This is a genomic window from Zobellia galactanivorans, assembly GCF_000973105.1.
Classification (GTDB): domain Bacteria; phylum Bacteroidota; class Bacteroidia; order Flavobacteriales; family Flavobacteriaceae; genus Zobellia; species Zobellia galactanivorans.
This window is the reverse complement of record NC_015844.1, coordinates 3,094,083-3,119,792: the sequence shown is the minus strand read 5'-3', so window position 1 is coordinate 3,119,792 and position 25,710 is coordinate 3,094,083. Positions and strand designations below refer to the sequence as shown.

Annotated in this window: 24 protein-coding genes and 1 pseudogene; 20 read left to right on the top strand and 5 right to left on the bottom strand. The window is 38.0% G+C overall.

The genetic code is table 11. From position 1 onward, the window contains the following. Positions 1 to 48 precede the first annotated feature (48 nt). A complete protein-coding gene (locus ZOBGAL_RS22700) occupies positions 49 to 2,991 on the bottom strand; it encodes a carbohydrate-binding protein (protein ID WP_158499728.1) in 2,943 nt (980 codons plus the stop codon). 1,129 nt (positions 2,992 to 4,120) lie between these two features. On the opposite strand from ZOBGAL_RS22700, the gene ZOBGAL_RS12605 reads away from it, so the two are divergent. The 4 genes from ZOBGAL_RS12605 to ZOBGAL_RS12590 all read left to right on the top strand — a co-directional run bounded on the left by ZOBGAL_RS12605 (position 4,121) and on the right by ZOBGAL_RS12590 (position 7,534). Further along, positions 4,121 to 4,546 (top strand): hypothetical protein, encoded by a 426-nt coding sequence (locus tag ZOBGAL_RS12605; RefSeq protein WP_148560707.1) that lies wholly within the window; start codon positions 4,121 to 4,123, stop codon positions 4,544 to 4,546. A gap of 13 nt (positions 4,547 to 4,559) precedes the next feature. After that, positions 4,560 to 5,372 (top strand): helix-turn-helix domain-containing protein, encoded by an 813-nt coding sequence (locus ZOBGAL_RS12600; protein ID WP_013994007.1) that lies wholly within the window; start codon positions 4,560 to 4,562, stop codon positions 5,370 to 5,372. 74 nt (positions 5,373 to 5,446) lie between these two features. Continuing rightward, positions 5,447 to 6,022: an NAD(P)H-dependent oxidoreductase gene (locus ZOBGAL_RS12595; RefSeq protein WP_013994006.1), complete on the top strand. Its 576-nt coding sequence runs from the start codon at positions 5,447 to 5,449 to the stop codon at positions 6,020 to 6,022. Between the two features lie 99 nt (positions 6,023 to 6,121). Further along, positions 6,122 to 7,534: an alkaline phosphatase D family protein gene (locus ZOBGAL_RS12590; RefSeq protein WP_013994005.1), complete on the top strand. Its 1,413-nt coding sequence runs from the start codon at positions 6,122 to 6,124 to the stop codon at positions 7,532 to 7,534. 24 nt (positions 7,535 to 7,558) lie between these two features. Here the strand turns inward: ZOBGAL_RS12590 and ZOBGAL_RS23930 are convergent, their stop codons facing one another. Beyond that, the gene (locus ZOBGAL_RS23930; protein ID WP_013994004.1) at positions 7,559 to 7,690 is read right to left on the bottom strand and encodes a hypothetical protein; all 132 of its coding nucleotides are present in this window, start codon (positions 7,688 to 7,690) and stop codon (positions 7,559 to 7,561) included. A gap of 175 nt (positions 7,691 to 7,865) precedes the next feature. Continuing rightward, on the bottom strand, positions 7,866 to 8,087 hold the full coding sequence (locus tag ZOBGAL_RS12585) for a hypothetical protein (protein WP_158499727.1): 222 nt from the start codon (positions 8,085 to 8,087) through the stop codon (positions 7,866 to 7,868). A gap of 200 nt (positions 8,088 to 8,287) precedes the next feature. Here ZOBGAL_RS12585 and ZOBGAL_RS12580 point away from each other — a divergent pair, with 200 nt between their 5' ends. The 3 genes from ZOBGAL_RS12580 to ZOBGAL_RS12570 all read left to right on the top strand — a co-directional run bounded on the left by ZOBGAL_RS12580 (position 8,288) and on the right by ZOBGAL_RS12570 (position 11,855). After that, positions 8,288 to 9,253 carry an alpha/beta fold hydrolase gene (locus tag ZOBGAL_RS12580; RefSeq protein WP_013994002.1) on the top strand — a complete coding sequence of 322 codons (966 nt, stop codon included), beginning with the start codon at positions 8,288 to 8,290 and terminating at the stop codon, positions 9,251 to 9,253. A 312-nt stretch (positions 9,254 to 9,565) separates the two neighbouring features. Continuing rightward, positions 9,566 to 11,578 (top strand): histidinol-phosphatase, encoded by a 2,013-nt coding sequence (locus ZOBGAL_RS12575; protein WP_013994001.1) that lies wholly within the window; start codon positions 9,566 to 9,568, stop codon positions 11,576 to 11,578. Next, positions 11,559 to 11,855, top strand: coding sequence for a hypothetical protein (locus tag ZOBGAL_RS12570; protein ID WP_013994000.1), 297 nt, complete (start codon positions 11,559 to 11,561; stop codon positions 11,853 to 11,855). Before ZOBGAL_RS12575 ends, ZOBGAL_RS12570 begins: the two co-directional genes overlap by 20 nt. 758 nt (positions 11,856 to 12,613) lie before the next feature. On the opposite strand, the pseudogene ZOBGAL_RS24095 reads toward ZOBGAL_RS12570, so the two are convergent. Further along, a pseudogene (locus tag ZOBGAL_RS24095) lies at positions 12,614 to 12,757 on the bottom strand (transposase); the annotation flags it as partial. A 259-nt stretch (positions 12,758 to 13,016) separates the two neighbouring features. Between ZOBGAL_RS24095 and ZOBGAL_RS22695 the strand changes: the two are divergent. The 12 genes from ZOBGAL_RS22695 to ZOBGAL_RS12510 all read left to right on the top strand — a co-directional run bounded on the left by ZOBGAL_RS22695 (position 13,017) and on the right by ZOBGAL_RS12510 (position 23,752). Beyond that, positions 13,017 to 13,847 (top strand): hypothetical protein, encoded by an 831-nt coding sequence (locus ZOBGAL_RS22695; protein WP_013993997.1) that lies wholly within the window; start codon positions 13,017 to 13,019, stop codon positions 13,845 to 13,847. Positions 13,848 to 14,054: 207 nt separating this feature from the next. After that, on the top strand, positions 14,055 to 14,693 hold the full coding sequence (locus tag ZOBGAL_RS22690) for an energy transducer TonB (RefSeq protein WP_013993996.1): 639 nt from the start codon (positions 14,055 to 14,057) through the stop codon (positions 14,691 to 14,693). A gap of 282 nt (positions 14,694 to 14,975) precedes the next feature. After that, positions 14,976 to 15,239 (top strand): hypothetical protein, encoded by a 264-nt coding sequence (locus ZOBGAL_RS12555; protein ID WP_013993995.1) that lies wholly within the window; start codon positions 14,976 to 14,978, stop codon positions 15,237 to 15,239. A 347-nt stretch (positions 15,240 to 15,586) separates the two neighbouring features. Beyond that, complete coding sequence (locus ZOBGAL_RS12550; protein ID WP_013993994.1) at positions 15,587 to 16,054, top strand: DinB family protein; 468 nt, start codon at positions 15,587 to 15,589, stop codon at positions 16,052 to 16,054. A 670-nt stretch (positions 16,055 to 16,724) separates the two neighbouring features. Beyond that, positions 16,725 to 17,267, top strand: coding sequence for a hypothetical protein (locus ZOBGAL_RS12545; protein WP_013993993.1), 543 nt, complete (start codon positions 16,725 to 16,727; stop codon positions 17,265 to 17,267). Between the two features lie 4 nt (positions 17,268 to 17,271). After that, positions 17,272 to 18,495, top strand: a complete 1,224-nt coding sequence (locus ZOBGAL_RS12540) for a DUF4407 domain-containing protein (protein WP_013993992.1) — start codon at positions 17,272 to 17,274, stop codon at positions 18,493 to 18,495. A gap of 15 nt (positions 18,496 to 18,510) precedes the next feature. After that, a complete protein-coding gene (locus tag ZOBGAL_RS12535; RefSeq protein WP_013993991.1) occupies positions 18,511 to 19,437 on the top strand; it encodes a DUF4407 domain-containing protein in 927 nt (308 codons plus the stop codon). After that, positions 19,430 to 21,073 (top strand): hypothetical protein, encoded by a 1,644-nt coding sequence (locus ZOBGAL_RS12530; protein ID WP_013993990.1) that lies wholly within the window; start codon positions 19,430 to 19,432, stop codon positions 21,071 to 21,073. Before ZOBGAL_RS12535 ends, ZOBGAL_RS12530 begins: the two co-directional genes overlap by 8 nt. Continuing rightward, entirely contained in the window at positions 21,070 to 21,570 is a 501-nt protein-coding gene (locus ZOBGAL_RS12525; protein WP_013993989.1) for a hypothetical protein, read from the top strand. Before ZOBGAL_RS12530 ends, ZOBGAL_RS12525 begins: the two co-directional genes overlap by 4 nt. Positions 21,571 to 21,572: 2 nt before the next feature. After that, positions 21,573 to 21,872: a DUF6804 family protein gene (locus ZOBGAL_RS12520; protein WP_013993988.1), complete on the top strand. Its 300-nt coding sequence runs from the start codon at positions 21,573 to 21,575 to the stop codon at positions 21,870 to 21,872. A gap of 201 nt (positions 21,873 to 22,073) precedes the next feature. Then, a complete protein-coding gene (locus tag ZOBGAL_RS12515) occupies positions 22,074 to 22,823 on the top strand; it encodes a carboxypeptidase-like regulatory domain-containing protein (RefSeq protein ID WP_013993987.1) in 750 nt (249 codons plus the stop codon). 248 nt (positions 22,824 to 23,071) lie between these two features. Then, entirely contained in the window at positions 23,072 to 23,752 is a 681-nt protein-coding gene (locus ZOBGAL_RS12510) for a VOC family protein (protein WP_013993985.1), read from the top strand. 49 nt (positions 23,753 to 23,801) lie between these two features. Here ZOBGAL_RS12510 and ZOBGAL_RS12505 read toward each other — a convergent pair whose 3' ends face one another. Continuing rightward, a complete protein-coding gene (locus ZOBGAL_RS12505; protein ID WP_013993984.1) occupies positions 23,802 to 24,803 on the bottom strand; it encodes a sugar kinase in 1,002 nt (333 codons plus the stop codon). A 254-nt stretch (positions 24,804 to 25,057) separates the two neighbouring features. Between ZOBGAL_RS12505 and ZOBGAL_RS12495 the strand changes: the two genes are divergently transcribed. Beyond that, positions 25,058 to 25,558 carry a shikimate kinase gene (locus ZOBGAL_RS12495; RefSeq protein WP_013993982.1) on the top strand — a complete coding sequence of 167 codons (501 nt, stop codon included), beginning with the start codon at positions 25,058 to 25,060 and terminating at the stop codon, positions 25,556 to 25,558. The last annotated feature ends 152 nt before the right edge of the window (positions 25,559 to 25,710 follow it).

The following is a 25,710-nucleotide window of genomic DNA, read 5'->3' as shown; positions in this document are numbered from 1 at the left end:
GATGTAAGGGCCATTCGGGATAGGGTACCCGAATAGCCCTTAATCTTCTTATTCCTTAATAAACTGTAGACTCTTCTCTCCTTGAATGGAAATGATATATACGCCCTTTCTTAGGCGGTTTATATCTAGAGATACATCGGTACTTTGAGACACTGTTTGAAGCACCCTATTTCCCGAGTAGTCATATACCACCAATCGGCTCCCTGGTTTAATGCCCGAAACGGTAATATAGTCTTGGGCCGGGTTAGGATAGGCCACAAGTTTTACTTCCGCAGTCGTTTCGGCTGTAAAAAGGGCACTTGCCGCACTATCTTGCTTATCAAAATCAAGATGGTTTACATTGAACAAATAGCCCGTACCACCGGCAAAATCGAGCTTAAGGTTTTGCTCGCCCGCCTGCAGGTCAACCGTGGTCGTCAGTGTGGTCCATGTTTGCCATCCGCCTGTATTGCCAACGGTAAACTCACCTACTTTTACACCATCTGCCTCTATATTGATTTTGCCACCGGCCGTTTTACTCGCTACCCTTGCCTTTACTTCATACGTACCGGCCTCGGCAATAGTGACATTATAGGTGACATAATCTCCATTTTCTATATAGCCGATATTCTCACCTCCATTGGCATCGGTAGTATTCTCTACCTCAACCCCTGATTGTGTATCGAAGTTTTCAGCCTCTAAAAGCCCGGGAATGGCTATGGAATTATCTATGGCCCCTCCATCATCTTCACACTCTAGCTCTAGAATCAGTTTTGGGGAATAGGAACCTTCCTTTGAAGAGAAAGACACATCGTTGCCGCCCGTTTGCTTTAAGACCAAGGAAATGGTCTGGCCGGGCGTAACACCGCTCAGATTAAAAGTATAGGTAGAGCCCACGCTATAGGTGGTATTCAAGGACCCTAATTTTGTACCTTCGGCAGGTTTGTTGCCACTGGAAAGATTGGCCTCGGTCCAGCTATTTGAGCTTCCCTTATAAACTTCTATCAAACCACTGCCTCCATCGCTACCTACGGTAAGTTCCAATTTGGCATTGGTTACCGTTTTGGTGCTTGCAGGTACCGTAAACATGAGGTAGGCGATCCGGTTTCCACTCTCAACCCTAAGTTCACCACTATTAAACCTAGTGCTGCCTTGCAGATACGCATCTTGGGTCAATGTAGCATTAAGTTTATTATCGCAGTCATCTACATTGCCGTCGCTATCCTTGCTTGTGATCAAAGCCACCCAGTCGTTATTGTCAGGGGCCACCAAATTAGACCCTAGGGTCGATTTCGCCGTAAGGTCGTCGCCTGTTCTTGGGTTGAACCATTGCACATCGTACTTGTTGTTCCCTGCAGGCAAACTCAAAGAGGTACTTCCACCGTTAGGCCTATAAATAGCGTATGTTTTTCCCTCTCTTGCAAAGACATAATCATTGCCATCTGCCGTAACACCATCGTCGGAAACCATGTTTTTTAAGTCCCCCAAAAGGTTGTTCTTAAAAAATTTAAGGGCGTAGCTTCCCTCTTTGTACTTCACCCCTCTTTTTCGGTGGTCTTCACCGTTAAGGTCTCCGTCGTCACTGGTGTAACCACTGTAATATTCGACACCGGCACCACCGGCCAATAAGGTAGCCCAAAGCACCTTTTCACGGACTTCCTTATCGGAAACCCTGATACCTTCGGTGGCACTACCTTGCTCATCATTGGCAACTACCCATTTTCTACCTGCATTTTTAGAGTTTTCTACCCATCTACGAACGTCTTTATGAACGTTGGTCTTACTGGTCTGAACCGATACCCCTGTTAAGTTGGACTTATTACCGATCAAGGGATTGTATCTTTGATCTTGTTGTCCTGGGTAGGTATGCAATACAATATGATGGTCGTATGGATCCACATCTTTAATGTAGTTTACCGTAGCCTTAACCACATCGTCCTTGATCGTACTCTCTTCCGACAGGTTCCAGTTCAAGGCCAAGTGGTGTCCGAACCTTGCGATCAACTCACGGTAGTACAGTTTTCTTTCCCTTCCAAAAGTATGGCCGTCCATTTTTTCGCAATTTTCGGTCTCCATGGTCTTAAAGTGTAGGTAAACCCCCTTTTTATCGGCATATTCCATTACCTTTTCCCATTGTGCGAGTTTAGATACGTCAAAACGATCTTTGTGCAATTTGTCCCATTGCCCCGCTTTTCCGGTACTGCCATAGTCTTGGGCCGAAACTTTTAAAACATGGGGAAAAACGGCACCATCATCGCCACCGGCCGCCCAGGTTAAAAAGGACATTACATTGGCGCCTTGACCCGACAAATAATTTACGGATCCCAAAATTCCTTTACCCTTACCACCATTCCAGGTATAGGCACTTGCATCGGAAGCTACGTAGTCCTTTTCATGGGCTTGCCAAGTTTTACTTTTGGCATTACCGGCCACCGTTCCCGGAGTACCGTCAAAGTCAACATAGTGAAAGCGGTTTTCCGGTGAATCGGCACCGACTTTTAAAAACCAAGGGCCGTTCGGTTCTGTCGGATTTGTTCCGATATGCTTTAAATAGTGTTCTCCCACGTATTTTAACCTTCCTAGGCCCTTACTTCTAAAATCCCTGCCAGATTTGTCCGACTCGGCAATACTAAATGAACCGGTTGCCCCATCCATAAAGCCTCCACTCGACCCTCCGCCATTGATCGCCACATTTGTTCCCGACTTAAAGCTGGCGGTCCAATTCCAGTTTCCTACATCATCAGGGGCAAAATTCACCCGCCATTTGTTGCCCGAATCACAACCTGTATTTTCCGCATCGCCACAAGCGGCGTAATATCCGGGAACCGTATAACTCCTCCCACTGCCACCATGGGTAAAGGTTACCTCTAAACTATAATCGGAAAACGGATTTGGGGTCGAGGTTTCGGTAGTGCTCGGTCCGTTAAAGGTCAACGATAACTTATGCCATCTTTTTAATTCCCCGTCTGGAGTCTGGGCGTTCGATACTGTCACCAACAGTAATAACGCCATGAATAAATTCGATTTTAAAAAATCCATAAAACACAAAATTTAATGTTGTTTAATTAAATACCAATGAATCAGTCACAACTACTATCCTAGGTAAATCAGGGCCTAACCGTTTATTTTCGCTGACCGAAAGACACAACTTTACCTTACCACTTAAGTTTATTGGTTAAAACAGTTTGAAAACAACCACCTAACACCCATCTTTTCAACAAAAAAAATGGAGGAAACAGCGCTATGATTCATTATATATAATGGAGTAATACCGGAAAGAACACCGCCTTAAAGATCCATGACGATTTGTAAAACCTGCCGTAATCGCAAAAAAACGATTCAAAACAGACCTCACTAGGTTCTAGTTTACAAGGAAATGGAAACCACTATATCTTACATTTAAAAATACGTGCATCCAGACTCCTATCATTTCGCGTATACTAATACACCCATGAAGGCACAAACCAGAAAAGGATCATAATTAAATTGGTACTGCTTTCGGTAAAACAGTTAGACTAGCAAATCAATTTTAAGTTAAATTGAATTCGATCAAACTTGCCTTGACAAGTTCTACACTCACTAGTGCAAATAGAGTAGGTCTTAAGTAATAATTTTCTCATTTCATAATGTAATTAAGTTCATAATAAAGGGCGATCAAATTTAAAGAAATTTCTTACCTATCAAAATTTATAATTGTTAATTTTACGAATTTCCGTAAACCAAAGCTCTTTACAAAAGCTATCGCTATGACAAAAAATACTGTACAACAACACATTAACAGTTGTAAAAAGGGCCTAATATCGCATTAAATGTAACTTTTCGCTTCGTCTAAAAAATCACCAATACCTCAAAAATAAATCCCATAAGAATAGAATAAAACACATTACATTGTAAGAATTAACTGATTCATATATCATTTTAATACATAGGCATATAGAAGGATAAAACCTAGGCTTTACTCCAACAAAAGACAAAAACGAAGCCTTCCCCAAAATGACGATCGGGAGGGACACCCCGAAAACCATGAAAAAAAATAATGCTACTTTAGTGGTATCGCCGAGGATAGGGTTCCCTAGGTATTGAAACAGACGCACATACCCAACACCCCTTCCTTCTACGACCGCATCAATCGATTTGAACCGTGAAAAAAACTATAGGCTCCACCCTTCTATTTTTAAGTTTAATGGCATGCCATTACTCAAACCAACTCCGATCAGACCGTCTGTTGACCGAAAAAATCGAAGCGGAATTCAGCTCGGGAAAAAACATAAGCGACTTGGGCAAAATTGACGATTTTGAATGGACCGAACTCTTGATCCTTGCGCCCTACACCTCCATAGATGCCGTTGAAAGCGAACTCGACCTCGACCTAGAATCCTTGGAAAAAAATAATATTGAATACCTCGACTCCATATATCTTCTTGTATTTTTAAACCAAAGAAAACCCGTTAAAATTGCGGAAGTTTCAATTCGTATCGGAAGCTTTACCAACCCGGGCCAAATCATTGCGAGGAACAGGGCCCAATTCACAAAGACCCAAAGCGGAAGCAATCAACTTATCGAATAAGCCAAGTCTTAGAATGGAAAGCAAGCATCCCGACCAAAACGGCGAAAGAATAGAAGTCCCCAAAGATTTCCAAGACGTCTTCACCCATTTCTATAGGGCCGAAAATCAAACGGAACAATCCATAAGCCACACCCTTCTTCCCCACTTTCAAATTATCATGGTCTTTAGTTTGGGCACCCCAATTCAATTAAAGACGGCGGATGACACTCAAATAAGCATTGAAAAATGCCTTGTTCTCGGCCCCTTGAAACAGGCCTTTGATTACACCCTTGCCCCAGGGTCCGACATGTTGGTGGCGAATTTTAAAGACGATGCCTTTTACCGCTTCTTCGGTAAGGTTATCTTGTCCGACTACCTCCCCATACACCCAGATGCGCTCTTGGGCGAAAATTGCTTTACCAACCTCTGGCGACTTATCAAAAACGCAAGCCCTGGCGAGCGGGTCGACCTGATTCTCGATTTCTGCAAACCCTACCTAAGGGAGAGCGATACGGCTTTTCAAAATATTTCGGACCATACGGAAGACTACACCGTGTTCAACCCTATTAAGATTATCGCCCAAGAAACCCAACAGAGCGAAAGAAGCATTCAGCTCAACCACAAAAAATACTTTGGCTATACCGCCAAGGAAAAAGGCCGGTACCTAAGATTCGTCAAGGCCATTTCGCTTTTGCAAGATTCAAGTTCACCGATACATTGGTTCGACATCATCGAGACTTGTGGCTATTACGACCAAAGCCAGCTTATACACGACTTCAAGCACTTCACCGGCCATACGCCGACCCAATACCTCAAATTCCAAGAAAATATCTGCAAGCCCGAATAGCATTTCGTTTTCTTACAATTACAGCCCAAGGCCCTGGGCTACATTTGCTTTATCAATCTAAAAATCTACGGAAAATGAAGCATCTTATTATCTACGCCCATCCGAATGCCGCAAGTCTCAACCATCATTTGAAACAGACCGTAATACAAACCCTTGAACAGGGCGAGCACCAAATTGAAGTAAGGGACCTCTATCAACTCGACTTCAACCCCGTTCTTTCCTTGGCCGATATGGCCGGACAACGCAAGGGCGAGGTTTCCGAAGAGGTTCAAAAAGAACAAGAATACATCACCTGGGCAGAGCATATCACCTTTGTCTACCCGATTTGGTGGACGGGAATGCCGGCCATCATGAAAGGCTATATCGACCGCGTTTTTAGCTATGGCTTTGCCTACCGCTACGACGGGGGCGTTCAAAAAGGACTCCTCAAAGGAAAGCGAGCGACCCTTATCAATACCCATGGAAAATCGCAGGCCGAGTACAAAGGCATAGGTATGGACAAGGCCCTTTCCCTGACCTCCGACACCGGTGTGTACGGGTATTGCGGACTCGAAATAGCGCAACATTTCTTCTTCGACCAAGCGGACAGACCATCGCCCGAACGCATTCAAGAATGGACGGAAATGCTCATAGCCTCCTACCAATACTAATTCCGGGGGCCTAAAGTGTTTGGAATTGGTATATTTATACTTCCTGTTTGGTTTTTCAGAAGTTGGCCACAGGAGACCACAAGCTATACCTAAACCCACATGAAACGAACCATTACCCTAGTACTGCTGACCATCGGACTTTTTACGGGCGCTGCCCAAGACGACACCGAAGTCTATTTTACCACCGGATTCAAAATTGGGGAAGTAACCGATACTTCCGCCATTCTTCTTACCCGGCTTTGTAGATCGCCCCAGCCCGTGGCCGTCTACCACAAGCAACAGGATAAGGTATTTAGGCCTCCCATCGACTTTGACAACAACATGCCCATTTCTAAAATGGAAGGCGCGGTTGAGGGCGCCTCGGGACAGGTAAAGATCAGCCTTAAATCAAAGGACACCCTGATCAGCACGGAATGGACCTATGTTTCGGGCTATAGGGACTTTACCCTAAAACGAAAGTTTGAGGGCTTACGCCCCAACACCCACTATGACATACAGATTCAAGGGAGAAAAAATGCGGAGGCCCCGGTGGCGGAAATAAGGGGATCCTTTACGACCGCCCCGGCCGCCGACCAGGTGGTGCCGGTATTTTTTACCTCATCGACCTGCCAGTTTTATTGGTCGCATGACGATGCCGTTCGCGGTTTTAAAATCTACGACAGCATGCGAAAACTAAACCCGCTCTTCCATTGCCAAACGGGAGACTATGTGTATTACGACAAGCCTGGGCCCATGGCCTACACCGTAGAACTGGCACGACACAAATGGCACGCCATGAATTCGTGGCCCGCCCTCTTCGATTTTTATAAAACTACCCCCGCCTACCTACAAAAAGACGACCACGATCTACTGAAAGACGATGCCAATCCGTATTCCACGCCCTTTGGGGAATTGAGCTATGAGGATGGCCTGGATATTTGGCGGGAACAAGTGCCCATTATCGACAAACCCTACCGTACCTTTAGATGGGGCAAGGATGTACAGCTATGGAACGTAGAGGTACGGGAATTTAGAAGTGACAACAAATCTCCCGACGGAAAGGAAAAAACCATTTGGGGAGAGGAACAGATCGCTTGGTTCAAGGAAACCGTTGAAGCATCCGACGCTACGTTTAAGATCCTGGTCTCGCCTACGCCGGTCGTAGGGCCCGACCGCTCCAAAGGCAAGTATGACAACCACTCCAATACCTCATTCGCCACGGAAGGCAAATGGCTGCGCCAGTACCTGGCCGACCAGAATGTATTGGTCATTAACGGTGACCGACATTGGCAATATGTTTCCGTAGACCCCGCAACCGGACTACGTGAATTCAGTCAAGGACCGGTAAGCGATTTTCATGCCCAAGGCTGGAAGCAGGAAGACAAACGTCCCGAACATAAATTTCTAAGAGTACAAGGTGGATTTTTAGCGGTAAAGGTCTACCGCGAGAAAAAGGATGCCGTCATTGAATTCATCCATTACGATGTAGACGGAAACCAAGTGAACAAGGAGGTCATAAAGAAACGGGTATAGCTTCTTTAAAAGCTCTAACGGGTATTACAAAGGAAGCTCCCTGCTCAAGACTTTCAGAATAAAGAAAACGGAGAGGGAAATAAAGAAACATACGACCATCGCCAAGGTGTCCCCTCCTTCTATACGGATCTTAAGCTTTATATACATGGCTTTCATAACATATAATTTGCTACAAAGTTCCCGCTTATTTCAGGGCAAGGGGCAGAAAGCCGACCAAGTGGACCTATAGAAGATAAGCGGCATAGGGGCCATATATGGTCGTAAAACCGATACCGCACAGCGAATTTATTCCCCTAACTAAAAAATGGGGCCCTAAACCCCAAAATCACCGCTACACCACTACCCTACCGGTTTTTAGGATTCCCCCCAATGGAATGGAACAATTGGGCCTTGGCCGAAAAAAATTGTTGCACACGGCATTCCTTTTTAGTTCGGCATCTATGAGTTTGCTTTCCCGGGAGTTCACCAAAAACTGGGAACTCTCCCCAAAACCTAACTTGCGTTCTTCGGCAGCGACCGTGGTGTTGTAATTAAAAAACACATCGTCTATCAAAACGTTTTGCTTTTTTAGGGCCAGCAATGGCCTAATTACTGTTTGGCCCCCTCTACGGAGGGCCTGTTAAAAACTTTCTTAAAAGCCTTACATAAATCTGTAAGGTAGGTCTTCACAAAGGTGCTACATTAGGGGTCCTAAAAAGAAGGATATAGCATCAATAACAATATCCCATTGTTGTAAAACATTTAAAGAAAACGATGAAATTAATACTAAAAATAATAAAATGGATTGGTAAAATTTTTGCTGGACTTATAATTCTAATATTGGTATCTGGATTATGTTTCCGACTATTTAGTTCAAAACCAGTTCCTCCAGGAAAATTAGTTAATGTTGATGGAACTAAACTTCACATAAGAGCAGAAGGTCCAAAAAATCAATTACCAACTATTATCCTTGAATCAGGTGCAGGAAATGATACAGATGTATTTCATTGGGTTGCTGAGGGATTGAAAAAAAGTTTGAGAGTTGTTCGTTATGACAGGGAAGGAAAATGGTTTAGCGAGCCAAGTAAAGACAGTATTACATCAGAATTTTATGCTCGCCAATTACATAAATTACTAGAAAAGAATGGTGAAAAACCACCCTATATATTAGCAGGTCACTCTATGGGTGGTCCTTATAATCGAATATTCAGAGACCTATATCCAAATGAAATAAAAGCAATGGTCTTTATAGACTCAAGTCATCCAGAACAATGGAAACGATTAGCCGAAAATGGGTTATTTGAAGAAAATCAAATTAGTTTAATAAAAACTCTTGCAGTCCTTTCCGATATGGGACTAATGGGAGTTTATAATTCATTAAGAAGCCGAAAATCTATAGATGAGGATTTACCAAAAGATTGCCAGAATCGTAAACACAATCTTACTTCTTATTCTGGAAAAGTTTATCGTAGATATCTAAAGGAAAATCGTATAAATAATGATATTCTTTTACGGGCTAGTCAATCAAGTCGTTTGGATTCATTACCTGTTTTAGTTTTTACAGCAAAAGAACAATACGGAGATTCTCAAATATGGTACGAAATGCAAAAAGAACTGAAAGAACTATCTACTAAAGGAAAACAGTTTTATATGGATGCAAATCACGGTTCTATAATTACAAAAAAGGAAAATGCTGAAATAATCAATAAAGAAATATTATTAATAGCTGAAACCAATTGAAAGAAAAAAACGTTTTACCATAACTAAGCATTCGTGCGTTCGGCACCCCCGCTAGCGCAAGCGTCACGCTCGTGCCAGCTTGCTTCACTAACAAGCTTATAACTACTAGACATATCAACTACTTTTGCTTTTTAGATTTTAACCCTATTTTTTTTTGAGATTACGCTTTTCTGTAAGAATACAAGTGTAAGATTTTTTATATTGGCATGTATTTGGGCAAGCTAAACGATTACATTTATACCCAAATAAAGAGGTATATGTGTAATTGTACACATATACGTACGTTGGCGGTAATTTAAAAAACATACATAATTGAAAAAAATTGATTTCCATATTCACACCGTTCAATCTGTAAGCGACAGACATTTTGAATTTGACATAGAATCACTTCAGGAATATGTAAATCTTCTTAAAATTGATTGTATAGCTATTACTAATCATAATTTGTTTGACAAAATCCAATTTGAAGAAATATGTAAAAAACTAGAAATTAAAGTTTTTCCTGGAATTGAAATTGATTTAGAAGGAGGTCATTTATTATTAATATCTGAAAATGATATTCTTGATGATTTTGCTTTAAAATGCCAAAAAGTAAAAGACCTTATTCCTACCAAAGATGATTCTATAAATTATGAGCAATTAATTGATATTTTTCCTAATCTCAAAGATTACCTTTTAATTCCTCACTACGATAAAAAGCCAAATATTAAACCAATCACCTTAGAAAAATTAGGAGATAACATCATTGCAGGAGAAGTAACTAGTTTAAGAAAATTTAAAACTTGTATAAAAGAGGCTGACAAACTTACACCTCTAATTTTTAGTGATTGTAGGTTTGTTGAAAATATGTCTTCATATCCAACAAGACAAACTTATGTTGATGTTGAAGAGACAACATTAAATGCTATAAAAGGTTGTTTATATGATAAAACTAAAGTCTTTCTTTCAGAAGAAGATGGAAATGACTTTTTTCAAGCGACTGATGATGGAATTATGTTGTCAACAAGTTTAAATGTAATCGTTGGAGGTCGTTCTTCTGGTAAAACATATACACTCGACAAGATTTGCGAAAATTTTGATAACGTAAAATATTTAAGACAATTTTCTTTACTACAAAATGATAAAGAGAATTTCAAAAAATTAGTTACAACAAGACACAGTTTAGTTACGGAAAATTATCTCAAAGAATTTAAAGATGTTGTTTTAGACGTAAACGAAATAGATTTAAAATCTAATGAAATTTCGCTCGACAAATATTTAATTTCTCTAAAAAAATATGCTTCTGAAACTAATAATTTAGATACATTTTCAAAATGTAAATTGTATAATGAAACGAAATTCACACTTGATAGTTTAGAAAATCTTAAAAAGTTAATATCTGCTACAGAAACTTTACTTGAAACCAACGAGTATAAAGATATAGTAAATAAGCACGCAACAGATATTAGTTTAAAGAATTTAGCTATTGAACTAATTCAAAAGTACAATGAACTTTATGAGCAAAATCTAAAAAAAGATTGGACAAATAATTTAATAGAATCTATAAAAGATAGTTTGAAATTTCGCTCAACAACAACATCTATTGAGGAAGTTGATTTTTCAAAAATTCAATCAGAGAAAATTAAAGTTGAAAAGTTTATTAAGTTGGTTAAAAATGTCCAATCAGAAAAAATTATTGATAGTAAAGAAATACGAGGTTTTAAAGTTTTAGCAAAAACGAAACAATATACAGGAGCTGGACAATTAAAAAAGAAAAGTAAAACCAATTTACGTTTTAGTGATGCGTTCAATAATTACGAGAATCCATATAAATTTTTAATTTCTCTTCAAAACGTAGGAATCGAAGAAACTGAATTCTATAAATATTTTGTAGATATCGATTACAGAACATTAAATAAACACGGCTATGAAGTTTCAGGTGGAGAACGTTCTGAATTTAATTTACTTCACGAAATAAGTGACGCATTAAAGCACGATTTGTTATTGATTGACGAGCCAGAATCTTCTTTTGATAATATTTTTCTTAAAAGCGAGGTAAACGAATTAATTAAAGAAATATCAAAGGAAATTCCAGTAATTGTTGTTACTCACAATAGTACTATCGGAGCATCAATAAATCCTAATCACCTTGTATTTACGCAAAAAACTGTTAATGCAGGAAATGTAGATTACAAAGTGTTTTTTGGTCATCCAACTAGCAAAATATTAAAAAGTGTTGGTGGAGAAACAATTAAAAACTTAGATGTACTTCTAAACTGTTTAGAAGCAGGAGAAGATGCTTATAACCAAAGAAATATAACGAATTATGAAATTCTTAAAGATTAATAATAACCAAGCCTTTTTCCTAAAAGATAAAGCGGAACCGGAAAATTGGACTGAAATTGACAAAATAGAAAAAGAAGATTTAATGAAACTTCTAGATTTCGCAATTGAAGAAGATTTTGAAATGGACGTTTATGATGAAAATAATTTGGCGAATAAAGCACATCAAATAATCTACAAAGGTATTTATGAAAAGCTTAATACGTTCTTAAATAATAAAGACCGTTTTAAAGACGAAACAGAAGCAATTTATAAAGAAGCTTTGGAAAAATATCAATAAAAAAACTACCGCCAACACCGTGTATAATTCATTGCTGGTACTCGCCTACTTACGAAAATCCTCGCGGATTTTCTATTCGGTTTGTATTTGCTAAATTAGTTGCTGAAACACGCAACGAAATCATACACAAACACGTTAACTAAAATGGCTCCAAAAAATAATTCAAGTTTTAAAGGATGAAAAAATATTTTACAAAAAAAACATTAGTTCCTAGTCTTGGAGCACCAGTTGGAATTGCAATTTATGATTACAGTTCAACCAGTCAAATTGAGGTTCTAGAACTCGTTTTTGTGTTTGTCGTTACAATGGTATTTATAATCGCAACTTCTGAAAGGTACTAAAAACATAGGGTGTTCTAAAATAAGATTTATCAAATAAAATGGTCTTATTTGTAACAGACTCGTTACCAAAAAAACAGCTATACTAATTTGTCATTTTAAGGACGTAAGTCCTCAATTTTTGCATTTTTCAAAAGTAGGAATGGAATTCTGAGCAGGTTTGCGCAAATGGACTTTACTCGGGCGCAACTGTCACGCAGATGGACTTGACTCGAACGGAAAAATACGGGAATGGAAACGGAACGTGCTTACTCGAACGTATCGCCACATTTGCTAACAAAAGTAACCGTTGCACAAGCCGTTGATAAGCCAAAAAACGAATTTATATAAGCCTCTTTACGGGGCTTTTTTTATGTCGGATCAGAAACGGAACTCTAATATTGGATGTTTGGCAGAGCGGCCCTGTAAATATAGAAGCGCACTTTCGGGGAACAGTTGGCGCGTAGGGCTTATCGTACTGTGCCAGGGGAGCTCCTCGTCTAAATCGTAACCGATAAAGTAAAGGATGAACAACCGCAGGGAACAATGCGCCATAAGCTAAGGGTCGCTGACGATGTTCTCCAGATTGCTCTGGCCTAGCATTTAAAAAGACGTATCAAATTAGGATGCAAGCCCGAAACCAGGGCAAAACATCGAACCAACATCCTTAAAATGTTCCTTTTCTTCCTTGTGAGACCGAAATATGCGCTCTTAGACCCTATATCCCTATTTATGAAAATCCAACCTTCTTTCAGGCCGATATCCATTGTACCACAAATTGCTTAAATTTATTCAAAATCAAAGGTGGTTTTGAGACAGACTGCCGTTGTAGCTAATTTGAAAAATGAAAATACCTAACTTACCTACAGACAACTTATACAAATTTTTATCAATTTTTGGATTGATTCTTTTTGTTTTTGGAACTTACTTATATAACACCAAACCAAATGAAATCTATTTAAAAGTTGACGACTACAATGTTAAAAACCAAATACTAAAAACCAATACCGAAAAAGATTCAATAATAAACCTTCATCAAGAATTAATTAATGAGAAAATAAAATTAAATGTACTTGAAGAACAAATAAATAGGGATATAAAGAGACTTCCTAAGGAGCTGAAAATGTATTCTGTAATTGCTATAATTGGATTAATAATGATTGGCTTTGGATTTTTTAAATGGTATTTTAAAACCCAATATTACAATGACAAAATATTAAAAAACGAATCTGAAAAACTGAAAAATAACAAGGAAGCATCTATTCACAAAATACAGTTTGAAAAAGAGTTTGAAATATATAATCAACTATGGGGAGATTTAGTAAATATGCGCAATTCTACAATTACCTTGAGACCTAAATTAGACATCGTTAACCCAAAAGAATCAGAAACGGATAGAAAGAAAAGAAAACTTGAAAAATTTCGACAGTCTTTTAAAAAGTGTTTAAATACATTTGAAAATAATAAACCTTTTTATTCTGAATTAGTCTATGAGGAAATAGACAACCTAATAAAGTTAGTTAAGAAAGAAATACTTGAATATAATTTTGAAACTGAAAATGATGATGAATACTGGGAAAATGCAGAAAATAATACGTTAGAAATAATTCGTTCAACAGATAAAATTTGTAAAGAGATGCGAAAAAGAATTGGATTAGTAAGCATAAAAAACTAGCTACAACAATAGTAACCCTTGCACCACCGTCATCAGCAATAAATTGATGGTTTTTGAATTATAGAAAATAATAAAAACCCAATATATCTGTTAGTTATATTTTACAAAAAACTACCTAACAAGTAGGTATTGATGGAATTCATAGCTGCGCAACAGGCCCAATGTATAACCGCAATTTATTCACAGATGTAATTTAAATAAACATTTATGACAAAAATTTTTATCCTACTCCTGTTATTCTCAAATCTAGCTATTAGCCAGGTAGATTCTGAAATCAAATATTTTAAAGATAAATATGGTAAAACAGAAGTTGAAAGTGGACCATATATGCTGGAAATAAAAAAAATTAATGACAGCGTTACAAATCATACTTTCTCAAAAACGAAAAAAGGTCAGAAAATTTGGTCTAAATCCTACTTGGGAAAACAACCCTATGGCTTATGGACACGATATGACAAAAAAGGGAATATTGAATCGACTAGAGACTATAATTTCACTCTAAAATATGGCGAATTTATTCCTGAAAACGCAATTAGATACTGGGAATTGGGAACAGCTACTCAATCTGATCCGAATAACGAAAAAATTCAGCAACATATCATAAAGCATTTTAGATATCCTGAGATAGCCGTAGAAAACGGAACTGAAGGAAGGGTTACTGTTCAATTCACGATAGACGAGAATGGAAAAGTCGATAATCTAAGCATTACGGAAGGAGCTGACATTCTATTAGATACCGAATGTTTTGCAATTATGAATTCTTTAAAACAATTAGAACCTTATAAAAAAAATGGACAAAGTGTAGTAGTCTATAAAACAATTCCTATTACATTCAGACTGAAATAACAACTACTGCCGACAAAACCTGAACGAAATGCGGACTTCTATCCTAAATCGAAAGGTACTGTATATTTATAAAGTCCGCCAAATTGAAAATTACGCGTTGGCGAAATATTCAAAATTTAGCTTTAAACAAGAAAAAACAGAACTAAACAATAAGCTTTAGCTTCGTGCCTAGACGGAAACTGTGCCAACGCGCCAACTCGCCCACTGCTGTCGCAGATGGCGTGCCCCGTACGGTTCATAGCTAAACCGTTGGCATAAATGGCTCAAAAAAATCCTAACCTTATGAAAGACGAAGAATTAAAGAACAAAACCGAATCTGAATTAGAATCAGAAATCAAAAAGTGGAAAGGAATTTCAGGAGCCATCATAGGAGTATCACTTGTTTTAATGGTGGTTATTATTTATGGTATGATAACGAAAGGGTCCAATACGTTGGACATAAATTTGCTAGGGGTTGCATTCGCTTGTTTTGCAAGTGTTAGTGCCTTAAATAGTTATATTAAAAAAATTAAAATAGAACTATCGTCAAGGAAAAATAATAGTTGAATTTTATATGGCAACTTTATTCTGATAGACTTTACGTTTCTGAAATACCTATGTAAAAAGACCTATTGACTAATTTACGCAATGGATTTTACTGAGATGGAAATAAATACGGAAACGTAATCGTTCGTGCTTACTCGAACGTATCGCCACATTTGCTAACAAAAGTAACCGTTGCACAACCCCATAATCATTAAAATAATAACTCCCCCGCCAGCGCAAGCGTCACGCTCGTGCCAGCTTACTTCACTAAAAATAGTGTACCCCCGAACTATTGCTACTTTTTATACCTTAGACCTGCAATAAGCACACATCGGCCTATTAGCGTTACTTTTCGAAAAAAATAGCATATGACCCAATCTGAGCTCATAATTTTAAATTTTACAGAAATAAGGAGAAGAAGTATAAAACTTTGGAATGGACTACCTGAGAAATATTATAATTGGAAACCTGACGAAAAAGCAATGAGTGCGTCAGAAATGATAAGACACGTTTTGGCCGCTGATTATGGATGGAATCTTATTATTAACCAAGGTGATATGACAAATTATAAAACACCTTGGGAAAACCGACCATTCATTAGCGTTACTGATGAACTTGAATTTGCCGAACCTTATAGAAAAACATTTATAGAAAGTGTACGGCAGTTTTCGGATACGGAATTAAATGAAACCGAAATCATTCATCCAGGGAACGGAGAAAAGAAAATACTTGGAAAATATTTATTGCGGATCGGATATCACGAATCAGTTCACGCAGGACATTTTCTGTCGTATTTAAGAGCAATGAAAATTAATAGACCAAACATATGGGATTGAAAAAACACTACAGCCAATCACATGGATGGCTCCGCCATCAAATGACGGAGTACCCCCATCACCCCCGCTAGCTCAAGCGTCACGCTCGTGCCAGCTTGCTTGAATAACAAGTTTATAACTACTAGATATATCAACTGCTTTTGCTTTTTAAATTGGGATTTTGCGATATTTAGAAGCAGTAGGAAAAGGATGTTGGGAATTGAGCGAGAAATAAAAAAATGCGATAGATTACAACACTTGTTTTCTTTTAGATTTTAACCCTATTTTTTTTTGAGATTACGCTTTTACGTAAGGCTGTAACATTCAAAATGGAGATATTTGTAGCGTACCGTTTAATCCTCTTTATTTTCACAAAAACAGGAACAGAGCTATTATGCCATATATAGTTCAAAAAAGGTATAAGATCTAGACCAAATACGATGGTTATGCGGAATTAGGCGCATATCCAGTAGTTGTACGTAATGCGAGAATCGAGTTTAAAATTAAATATTTGAACTAAAAAAACCAACGCACAAACAGCACATTTGTTTTTTTGCCAACACATAAGCCAACACTAAAAAACCACAAGAGCTGTTTCTTGCCAACGCTGAATTAATGATATTACGAAAAATATAGCGAAATGAAATAATTGCAAATTGACTTTCTGAAAAAACCTGACCAACCAAACTGAATGAATATAACCATCATACCTAAAATACAATTCCTCTACACAAATTTATTGTGTTCACTTCAGTTTATTAAAAACTTGCTTTTTGCAAAAAAACTGCACATTGAACATTTTGTTTATACAACAAAATTAACTGTTCGTGGAAATGAAACACAAATAAAATGGAACGTTGTTGGTTGTCATAAAATCATCATATCAAACTTGGCGGTTTTACCAGGTAATATATCTCACCTAGAAGTAAAACTAGAAAATAGAATCAATGACTTCGAAATTACTTTTAATGGTATTGGTGGGCAAAAACAAACCAAGAAAATTAGCATAGAATCAACTTCGCCTTCAGTATTAAACACTTTTTCATCCAAAACCAATTTATCGAATTTAAGCTCAGTTCCTTTGATTAGGAGAGACTTAAAAAAGACTCTTGATGATTCATTCAATTATCAAGTTACCAAAAAAATCAAGCTAAATCGGCCTAAAATCTTATCTAAAGAATTAAGATTGGATTTCGAGCCATTTGTAAAATCTAACTATCCAATCAAACCTTAAAATTATGGAAAGAGACTTCTACAAAAGCCCTAAACCATCTAAAATTATGCGCTTCTTCTGGAAGGCCGCCGGTGGCGACAGCTACATATTAGAACGTTCAACTTATTCTGACCAAGTAAAATATATGTGTCTTGGTGGAATTATTGTTGCAACTGGACTTATGGCCGCATTAGCTGGTGGTTATGCGTTCTACACAATTTTTGAACCAAGAGGTTCAGCAATTGAAGCTGATACTGTAAGTTGGACAACATCCTTGCTTTCAATAATTTTTGGTGTTTTTTGGGGCTTAATGATTTTTAATCTCGACAGATTTATTGTTTCAAGTACAGGAACAGGTGATGGTACAGAAGCAATTACATGGGGAGAACTTAAAGGTGCAATTCCTCGACTACTTATGGGTGCAATAATTGCTCTAACTATATCCAAACCTGTTGAAATTAGAATGTTTAAATCTGAGATTGATGCAGAACTTCACTCTGCGCAAATGCAAAAGCAACAGGAATATATAGCAAGTATTGATTCTTTGTATGCGGGTCGAATTCAAAACGAAAAGGAAAAAATATCGAAATGGGAAAACGAAATTCAAACCAAAGAAGAAAGATACGTTGAACTGGAAAATCAATTGACTAAAGAAATGAGTGGTGACGCTGGCCCAAGAGGTTATGGACCAGAAGCTAAAAAGATTGAACAGCAGATGAAAAGGCTGGATTCTGAAATTAACATTATCAAAAATAAGAATACACCATTAATTGAAAAGTCATATCAAAACATTGTCAAATTTGAAAAAAACAAGCAAAAAGACATCGACAACGCTGAAGTTGTCGCATCTGGTCTTGATGGTTTATTAGAAAGAATTAAACTCGCGCACAAGATAGCTGGCTTTTGGATTTCTCTTTTTATAACACTACTCTTTTTAGCTATTGAATTAACGCCTATTTTCTTTAAACTAATGCTAATCAAATCACCTTATGACTTCTTAAAACAGAACACCCAAGAGCTAATCATAGCAGAACAAGGTATTTACATTCAATACAACTATCATAAAGATAAAAACGGACAAGAACGAGACTTGATAAAGCATTTAGAATCTGAAAAACTATTGTTGGAAAAGAAAGAACTTCTAAAAGCACAAGAAGAGTTAACCCAATACGCCATATCAAAATACAAAGAAGATATGATGAAAAAGATAGATGATAATCCAGAATCTTTCATCAAATCTGAAAGCTAAAATAATTTAGGTGCTATGAAACTTAAAAAGTTTTTCTGGACACTTTCTGGTGATGACAAGAATGTTATCGCAAAATGTAATAAATCAACGAGAAGCCGATTTACTGGAATTGGTGTGCTTGTTGCGGTAATTTTTAGCTTGTGTTTTGTAAGTTGCTTTTTAGCATTTACAGGCTTACTTCAAAATCTATGGATAGGAATAATTATAGGTTTGTTTTTTGCTTGGATGATTACCAACATTTATTTATTCTTACTTTACACGTTATCTAAAACTGGATTTCCCTACATACCAAATAAAACCGCTCGTTTTATATCTGTAAGTATTCGATTAATTTTTATTGCCTTTATATCCATAATTGTGTCAAAGCCAATCGAGAGTTTAATTTTCTCTAAACCGTTAGCACAAGATATTGAAGTTTTTAAGCAAGAAAAAATCAAGCGATATACTCAACTAACAAACTCATATCTGGACAAAGAAATCAGCGAATACCAAAAGCTATTAACTGGAAGCAACGATGAGTTCTATTTGAGATTAATTGAAGATAGGAAAGAAAAGAAATTAACTCTTACATCTTCGATGGAGCGGTTAGTAAGCAAATCAAACTATTACATTCAAGGCATTATTATTTTAAACAAAAAATATCCTGTCAGTTGGGCTATAACAGTATTTATTCTAATACTTTTTATTATTCCAACGTATCTTAAAATCTTCATCCACAAAGACAGTATTTTCTATAAGACTAAACATTATGTTGAGTCGCATCTTGTAAAATATGAATATGAGTTGTTTAAAGAAAAGTATAACGAAATATTCAACCATAAATATGGACTTGATTTGCATTTCGATGAACATTATTCTGATGCACCATTCAACACGAAAAGGAAAAAGAACAAAAGAGAGCTACTCAAAGAGGACGATTTACTAGATAGCCTATATGCCTAAATATGAAACCATAAAAAATCATGTTGAAAGACGGACTTACATTCAAGGTAAGTTCAAAGGCAAGTTTATTGGCTATTTTGACCCAAGAAAATCCGACGTCAAGCACGAAAATTTTTATGACCTCGAAGTAATCTCTGGAGAAATCGTTACCACAAAAAATGAGTTTAATGTAAGGCATTGGGAGACTGGCGAGCCAGAAGCATTTCAAGAAATTAATAATTTCCTTACAAAACTACCAGACAATTTACCACTTGAAATAACTGATGAAAAAGGAGCCTCTAAAATTTACAATGTCAATTTAAACGATAAAAAGTTAAGTGATTATACGCTTTCAAATCAAGTATACGAGGGAAATAAAGTTTTTGGCGATATTACTGGCAATATTTCTGGTTATTTAAAACACTACGACACAGAATATATTGAAGTAGAAATTGAGAAAGACATACCCACAAAATTAAGTTTGCCTTCTGACAAGGTTAAAACTAATAAGCAAACTGGAAATTCAGAAGTTGATGGCAACTACAAGCGTTGGGAATATTATAATTCTGATAAATCTACTTACTGGGGTTCTTGGGTAAAACAATCAAGTACAAGCTGTTCAAGTTTTTCTTTTTGGGAAACGATGGGATTGCTACTTCAAATAATAATTGGAGCTGTTTTTATTATTCCGCTTCTAATTTTTGGTTGGAAAGTTATTTTACCAATCGCCATTTTATTAGGTGTAATTTACTTGTTGTCCTTATTAAGTAGTGTTATTGTTAGCATCTTCAAATGGATTTTTAGATTTGCTGGTATTGCACTTTTATTACTAATGGTATTTGGAATTATATCAGCAATAACTAATACACTAAAATATCCAAACATAAAGAAAACAAATATTGTAGATGATGCTAAAGAAATCACTGAAATAGAAGAAAATCCTATTTTAGGTGATAGTATAATTACGCATCATAGAGTTTGGGAGGATTATACCAACAATTTATATGAAGCAGACATCAAAATGCGTGTTTCAGATTACAAAGATGCCTATCAATTGAGAAATAATCTTTCAATTCCTCTAAACAGCACTTCTCAATACAATAGAATTGTTTCAACAATTTATGACTATGATGTAAATAAACTGGACTTAGTTTATTCAACATTAGACAGTTTAAAAGCTGAAAAAAATCTGAACAAAATTGAATTCGCAGTGGTTGTAGTATCATTAATACAAGACATTCCTTATTCACTCATCTTAGGTGATGCTTGTAATGCTAATATTTATAATGACACTTTTATCAAAGAATATTTAGCGAAAAATGGAGATTGTCAAGGCTTTACAAAATACGGCCTGCTAACACCTGTAGAATTTATGTCAACTTTACAAGGAGACTGCGACACCCGAACACTCTTACTTTTTACAATTTTTAACCACTACAACTACGATGTTGTAATGTTGTCGAGTGAACTTTACAAACATTCAATAATCGGCATTAATTTGCCATTCAAAGGAATTTCAAAATCAATTAACGGAATAAAATATGTTGTTTGGGAAACAACAACTCAAGGCATTCCACCTGGTATTATTTCTCGTGAAATATCAGATATGAGGTTTTGGAATGTTTCATTAATATCAAATAAAAATCTAACCATATGACCAACATTTTAACTCTTTTAGCTATTATATTAAGTACAGCAGTGTCTCTGTTTTTATTGAATGGCTTCGTGAAATCTAAATTAAAAACTAAGCTTTCAGAAAACGAAAACCCAATGAGTATTTCATATTTTAAAGGTGTTTTGTTTTTAGCGCTTGGTCTTCTATTGAGTGAACTCATTAATACTTTTCAAACACTTACAAAAATTCTTCCAAGCCAATTAGAAGGTAATAGTTTAGTCTTTAAAGAAATATCATTTTACTGTGTTTTTTTAGGAATTACCTTGCTTATATTTATAGTGCTTTTTTGGTTGTCAACATTGCTTTTCAGTTTATTTAGTAAAGGCGAAAGTATTTTTATAGAAGTTGCCAATGACAATTTGAACTCGGTAATATTATTCTCGGCTATTCTGTTGGCATTGGTGTTTGCGGTAAAAACAGGATTAACACCATTATTGGATGAATTCATACCTTATCCTGAAATGCCAATATACAGATAGATATGACAATAATTATAAAACTGATATTGGCTATTCTACTATTTTTATGTTTATTGGATATGCCATATGGATATTACCAACTTGTTAGGTTTGTAGCCTTAATAGGTTTCGGAATTTTAGCTTTTAAGGCAAATGAACAAGACAAAAAAACTGAAATGATAATTTACGGTGGACTTGCTCTACTCTTTCAACCCTTTTTTAAAATTGCACTTGGTAGACAAATTTGGAATATAGTGGATGTAATAGTGGGAATTGGACTAATAGCAAGTTTGATTATGAATAGAACGAAAAGCCAACTCTAAAAGCCATACACATTTGCAATTAGCATCTAACATAAGAGGTGATAAAATCACAAGATTATTTAACAATTGACTTGATTTAAAATAAACTACGCGGTATAAAAACCAATAGCACAAAGGTTTTGAGAAGAGTCTACCAAAGCATTAGATAAATCCATCCCTATTTTCTTACATTGGAGAAATGAATCACTTCCTTTAAGCCAAATGAAATACGAAATAAAAATACCGAAACCTTGTAGTTCAAAATGGAGTGAAATGACTCCTACGGAAAAAGGTGCGTTTTGTTTCAACTGCCAAAAAGAGGTCATTGATTTTACTGGAAAGTCTCACTATCAACTGGCCCAACTCTTAGACAGCGAGCATAAAATGTGCGGAAAATTCCTGCCCACACAGCTAAACAAGTCCATCTCATCTGCTCAGAACCATCGGTTCCCAAAAACAGGACTTCTCATGGGTATAACCACCCTACTCTCCTTATCGACTCCTGCACTTAGCCAAAGTGCCCCCCCTGAAAGCCGTAAAATCGAGCAGCGAAATATAATAGGGGAAAAAACGCTTGTGCATGAGAAGACCTCAGATTCCGTTCAGATAAAAGGAAACGTATTTGATGAAAGTGGTGGTTTACCCGGTACAAGTATTATGATAAAAGGCACTTCCTACCGTGCGGAAACCGATTTTGACGGGAATTTTTCAATACCCATCACCACTAAAGAATTGGGTAAGCTCCCCACTCTAGTCTTCTCTTATATTGGATTTGAAACCCAAGAGATAAAAGTCACTTCCCAAACAGGGTTTCTAAAGGTGAATATGTTAGAAGATCCCGCCATACTTGGGGAAGTAGTTATTACGAGAAAACAGAACATTTTTAGGAGGATAGGAAATCTGTTCAGAAAAAAAGGAAATAGAAGTTGCCACTACAGCAACCTAACGGATAAAAAACATGAAAACCCATAGCTCAAAATTCCGATATACCGTAATGGGCCTTTTGAGCCTCTTGCGGGTCAAGCGTGGGGACACGGCAAAATCAAAGCTTTTACACCAGATCAACGTTGAGCTGCATCCCCGGGAACTCCTACCTAAAACACAAAGACCCGTTCACTAAAAAAGAATAGCACATCGCTTTTAAAAACTTCCCTACCGTTCCCCCATTTGCTTTTTTTCATAACTTGTACCATGGCCAGTACGATCCGATGGAATAAAAAATGCAGATTAAGGAATTAACAATATACAGCTCGAAGATCAAGGAACAAAGCGAATTTTACGCCCAAGTCTTGGGATTGCCCCAAATCGAAGAAAGCGCGAACAAACTTTCCTTTCAATGTGGCAAATCGATACTCCATATCGAGTTCAATGCCGATACAAGCCCTTACCATTTTGCCATCAATATTCCAGCCAACAAAGAGCTCGAGGCCTTGAATTGGCTCAAATCGAAAGTAAAAATTCTAAAGGATGGGGATCGTGAAATACAGGATTTTGATTTCTGGAACGCCAAGGCCATTTACTTTTACGACAGTGACCAAAATATAGTAGAGCTCATAGCCCGCAAAAACCTGAACAATCCATCGGACCAAAAATTTGGCCTCGACCAGTTTCTTGAGATTTCAGAGATAGGCATGCCCACTACCGATATTCAAAAGAAGTATGACCGACTGGCCCGTTTAACCGGTATTGAAATCTTCGATGGCGGATTCGAAAGGTTCTGTGCCATTGGCGATGAACACGGACTTTTTATATGTATCGACAAGGCCCTAAAAGATTGGTATCCTACGAACGACAAAGCCTTTTCCTCTGCCTTTGAGATCGAATTGGTCGAAAAGGGCAAGGCCTACCGACTGGCCTATAAAAACGGGAAAATCACGCCCCTAGGAAAGCCAAACTCTTAAAAAAACCGTTCCCCATCGCGTGCAAGTCGCTTTAAAAGGCTTCCTTTTCCTATCTTCTAATGGCGCCCGAGGTATCGCCCTGCATCAAGCTTAAGACGTTTTCCAAAGACACCATATTGGCATCCCCGGGAACGGTATGTTTGAGCGCACAGGCGGCCGAGGCAAACTTCAAGGCCTCTACATCCCCATAGTGCAATAGGCCATAGATGAGTCCCGCCGCAAAGGCATCGCCCGTACCGACGCGATCGATTACGTGGGTAATGTTCAACTTCTTGGTCTTTACATACTTTTCGCCGTCCCACATCTTCCCATGGATCTGCTGGTGCGAGGCACTAATGGATTTGCGGGTCTTCCCTACGACCTTTTCGATCCGGGGAAAGGTGTACATGAGCTGCTCGGCCAAAGTCCGGAATTTATCACCGGCCTTCCCCAGTCCGAATATTTCGCGTATCCCGCGGCTACTGCTAATGACCACATCGCAATTTTGAACGAGTTCGGGCATGACTTCCTGCATGCTCTTGCCAAACTTCCACATGTTCTTTCGCGAGTTGATATCGCCCGATACCTTGATCCCCATTCGGTTGGCGGTTTTTATTCCCTCTAGGCAACACATGGCGGCCCCTTCGGAAATAGCGGGGGTAATGCCGGTCCAATGAAACCAATCCGCATCCTTGAGCACCGCTTCCCAATCGACCATGCCCGGTGCGATCAAGGAGAAGGAAGAGCCCTCCCTTTCATAGATCACCTCACTAGAGCGGTGCACTGCTCCCTTTTCCAAAAAATACTTGCCCAGCATATCACCGCCGTAAAAAACGTGTTCGGTACTCAGCCAATGCTTGCGTAGAAATTGGGTAGCGGCCTTGCCCAAGGCATTATCGGGAAAGCGCGTTACATGGGCCGCTTTCATGCCCAAATAGGCCAGTGAGATGGCTACATTGGCCTCTCCTCCCCCATAGGCCAGCTCAAAAGAGGTGGCTTGGGCAAATTTTGAATATCCCGGAGGCGATAAACGCATCATTACTTCTCCGAATGTGATCACTTTTTTAGCCATAGCATAGATTTTATGTCATATCCTTAGTAGTTTCTTGGCATACGCTTGTATGGAATGGCGCCTCCATTGCATCCGTATACCGACTATCGCCGTGGCAGGCCAAAGCAAAGAAAAGCCCCGAAACCCAAGTAGCGAAACCCGCCCCGTTCACAAGCCCTTGCGATTTTACTTGCCTTTTAGGCCACAAAATTTGATAGTTGAACAAATATACATATATTTGGTTAACCAAATTGGTTAACCAATTAGAGAAGTATATGAAAAAGCACAATTACATCGTTATTTTAGTAGGGGTTTGCGGTTCGGGAAAACGTTCCGTAGGCGAAAAGGTCGCCCAGCGATTGGAAATTCCGTTCTTTGACGCGGAAAAGCTGCCCCTGTCCAAAGCCTTGCCCGAGGGCCAATTGCCCCAAGACGTAGACCTTGAAAAATGGTTGATGTCCATTAAAGAAATCATTCTTGCGGAATCGGCAAAAAAAGGCTGTGTGATCTCATGTTCGGTATTGAAGAAAGAACACCGTTTATTAATCGCGGACCAGGTAGAGCATGAATTGGATTGGGTCTTTATGAACGGTTCGTACGAACACGTGGTACAGCGTGCGGAACAAACGGAAAACCACGACCGCCCGGCTGCCATGATCAAATCGGATTTTGAGGCCCTTGAAATACCCAAACGCGCCCTGACCATCGATATCGCTTCCCCCGAACCGGAAAATATCGATACCATCTTAAAATACCTGGCCCGTAAATACGGATGATATCCTAGTTTTACCTGCTGTTTTTAACAGGAAGACCAGACTGTATTTTTTATACGGAAGGCCTAAGTTATGGAAAGTGGATAGAGCTCGGTTCCCCCGAAACATTCTCCTTTATGCCCCCTAGAACCCGAAACGGGGCCACTTCAAAAGAA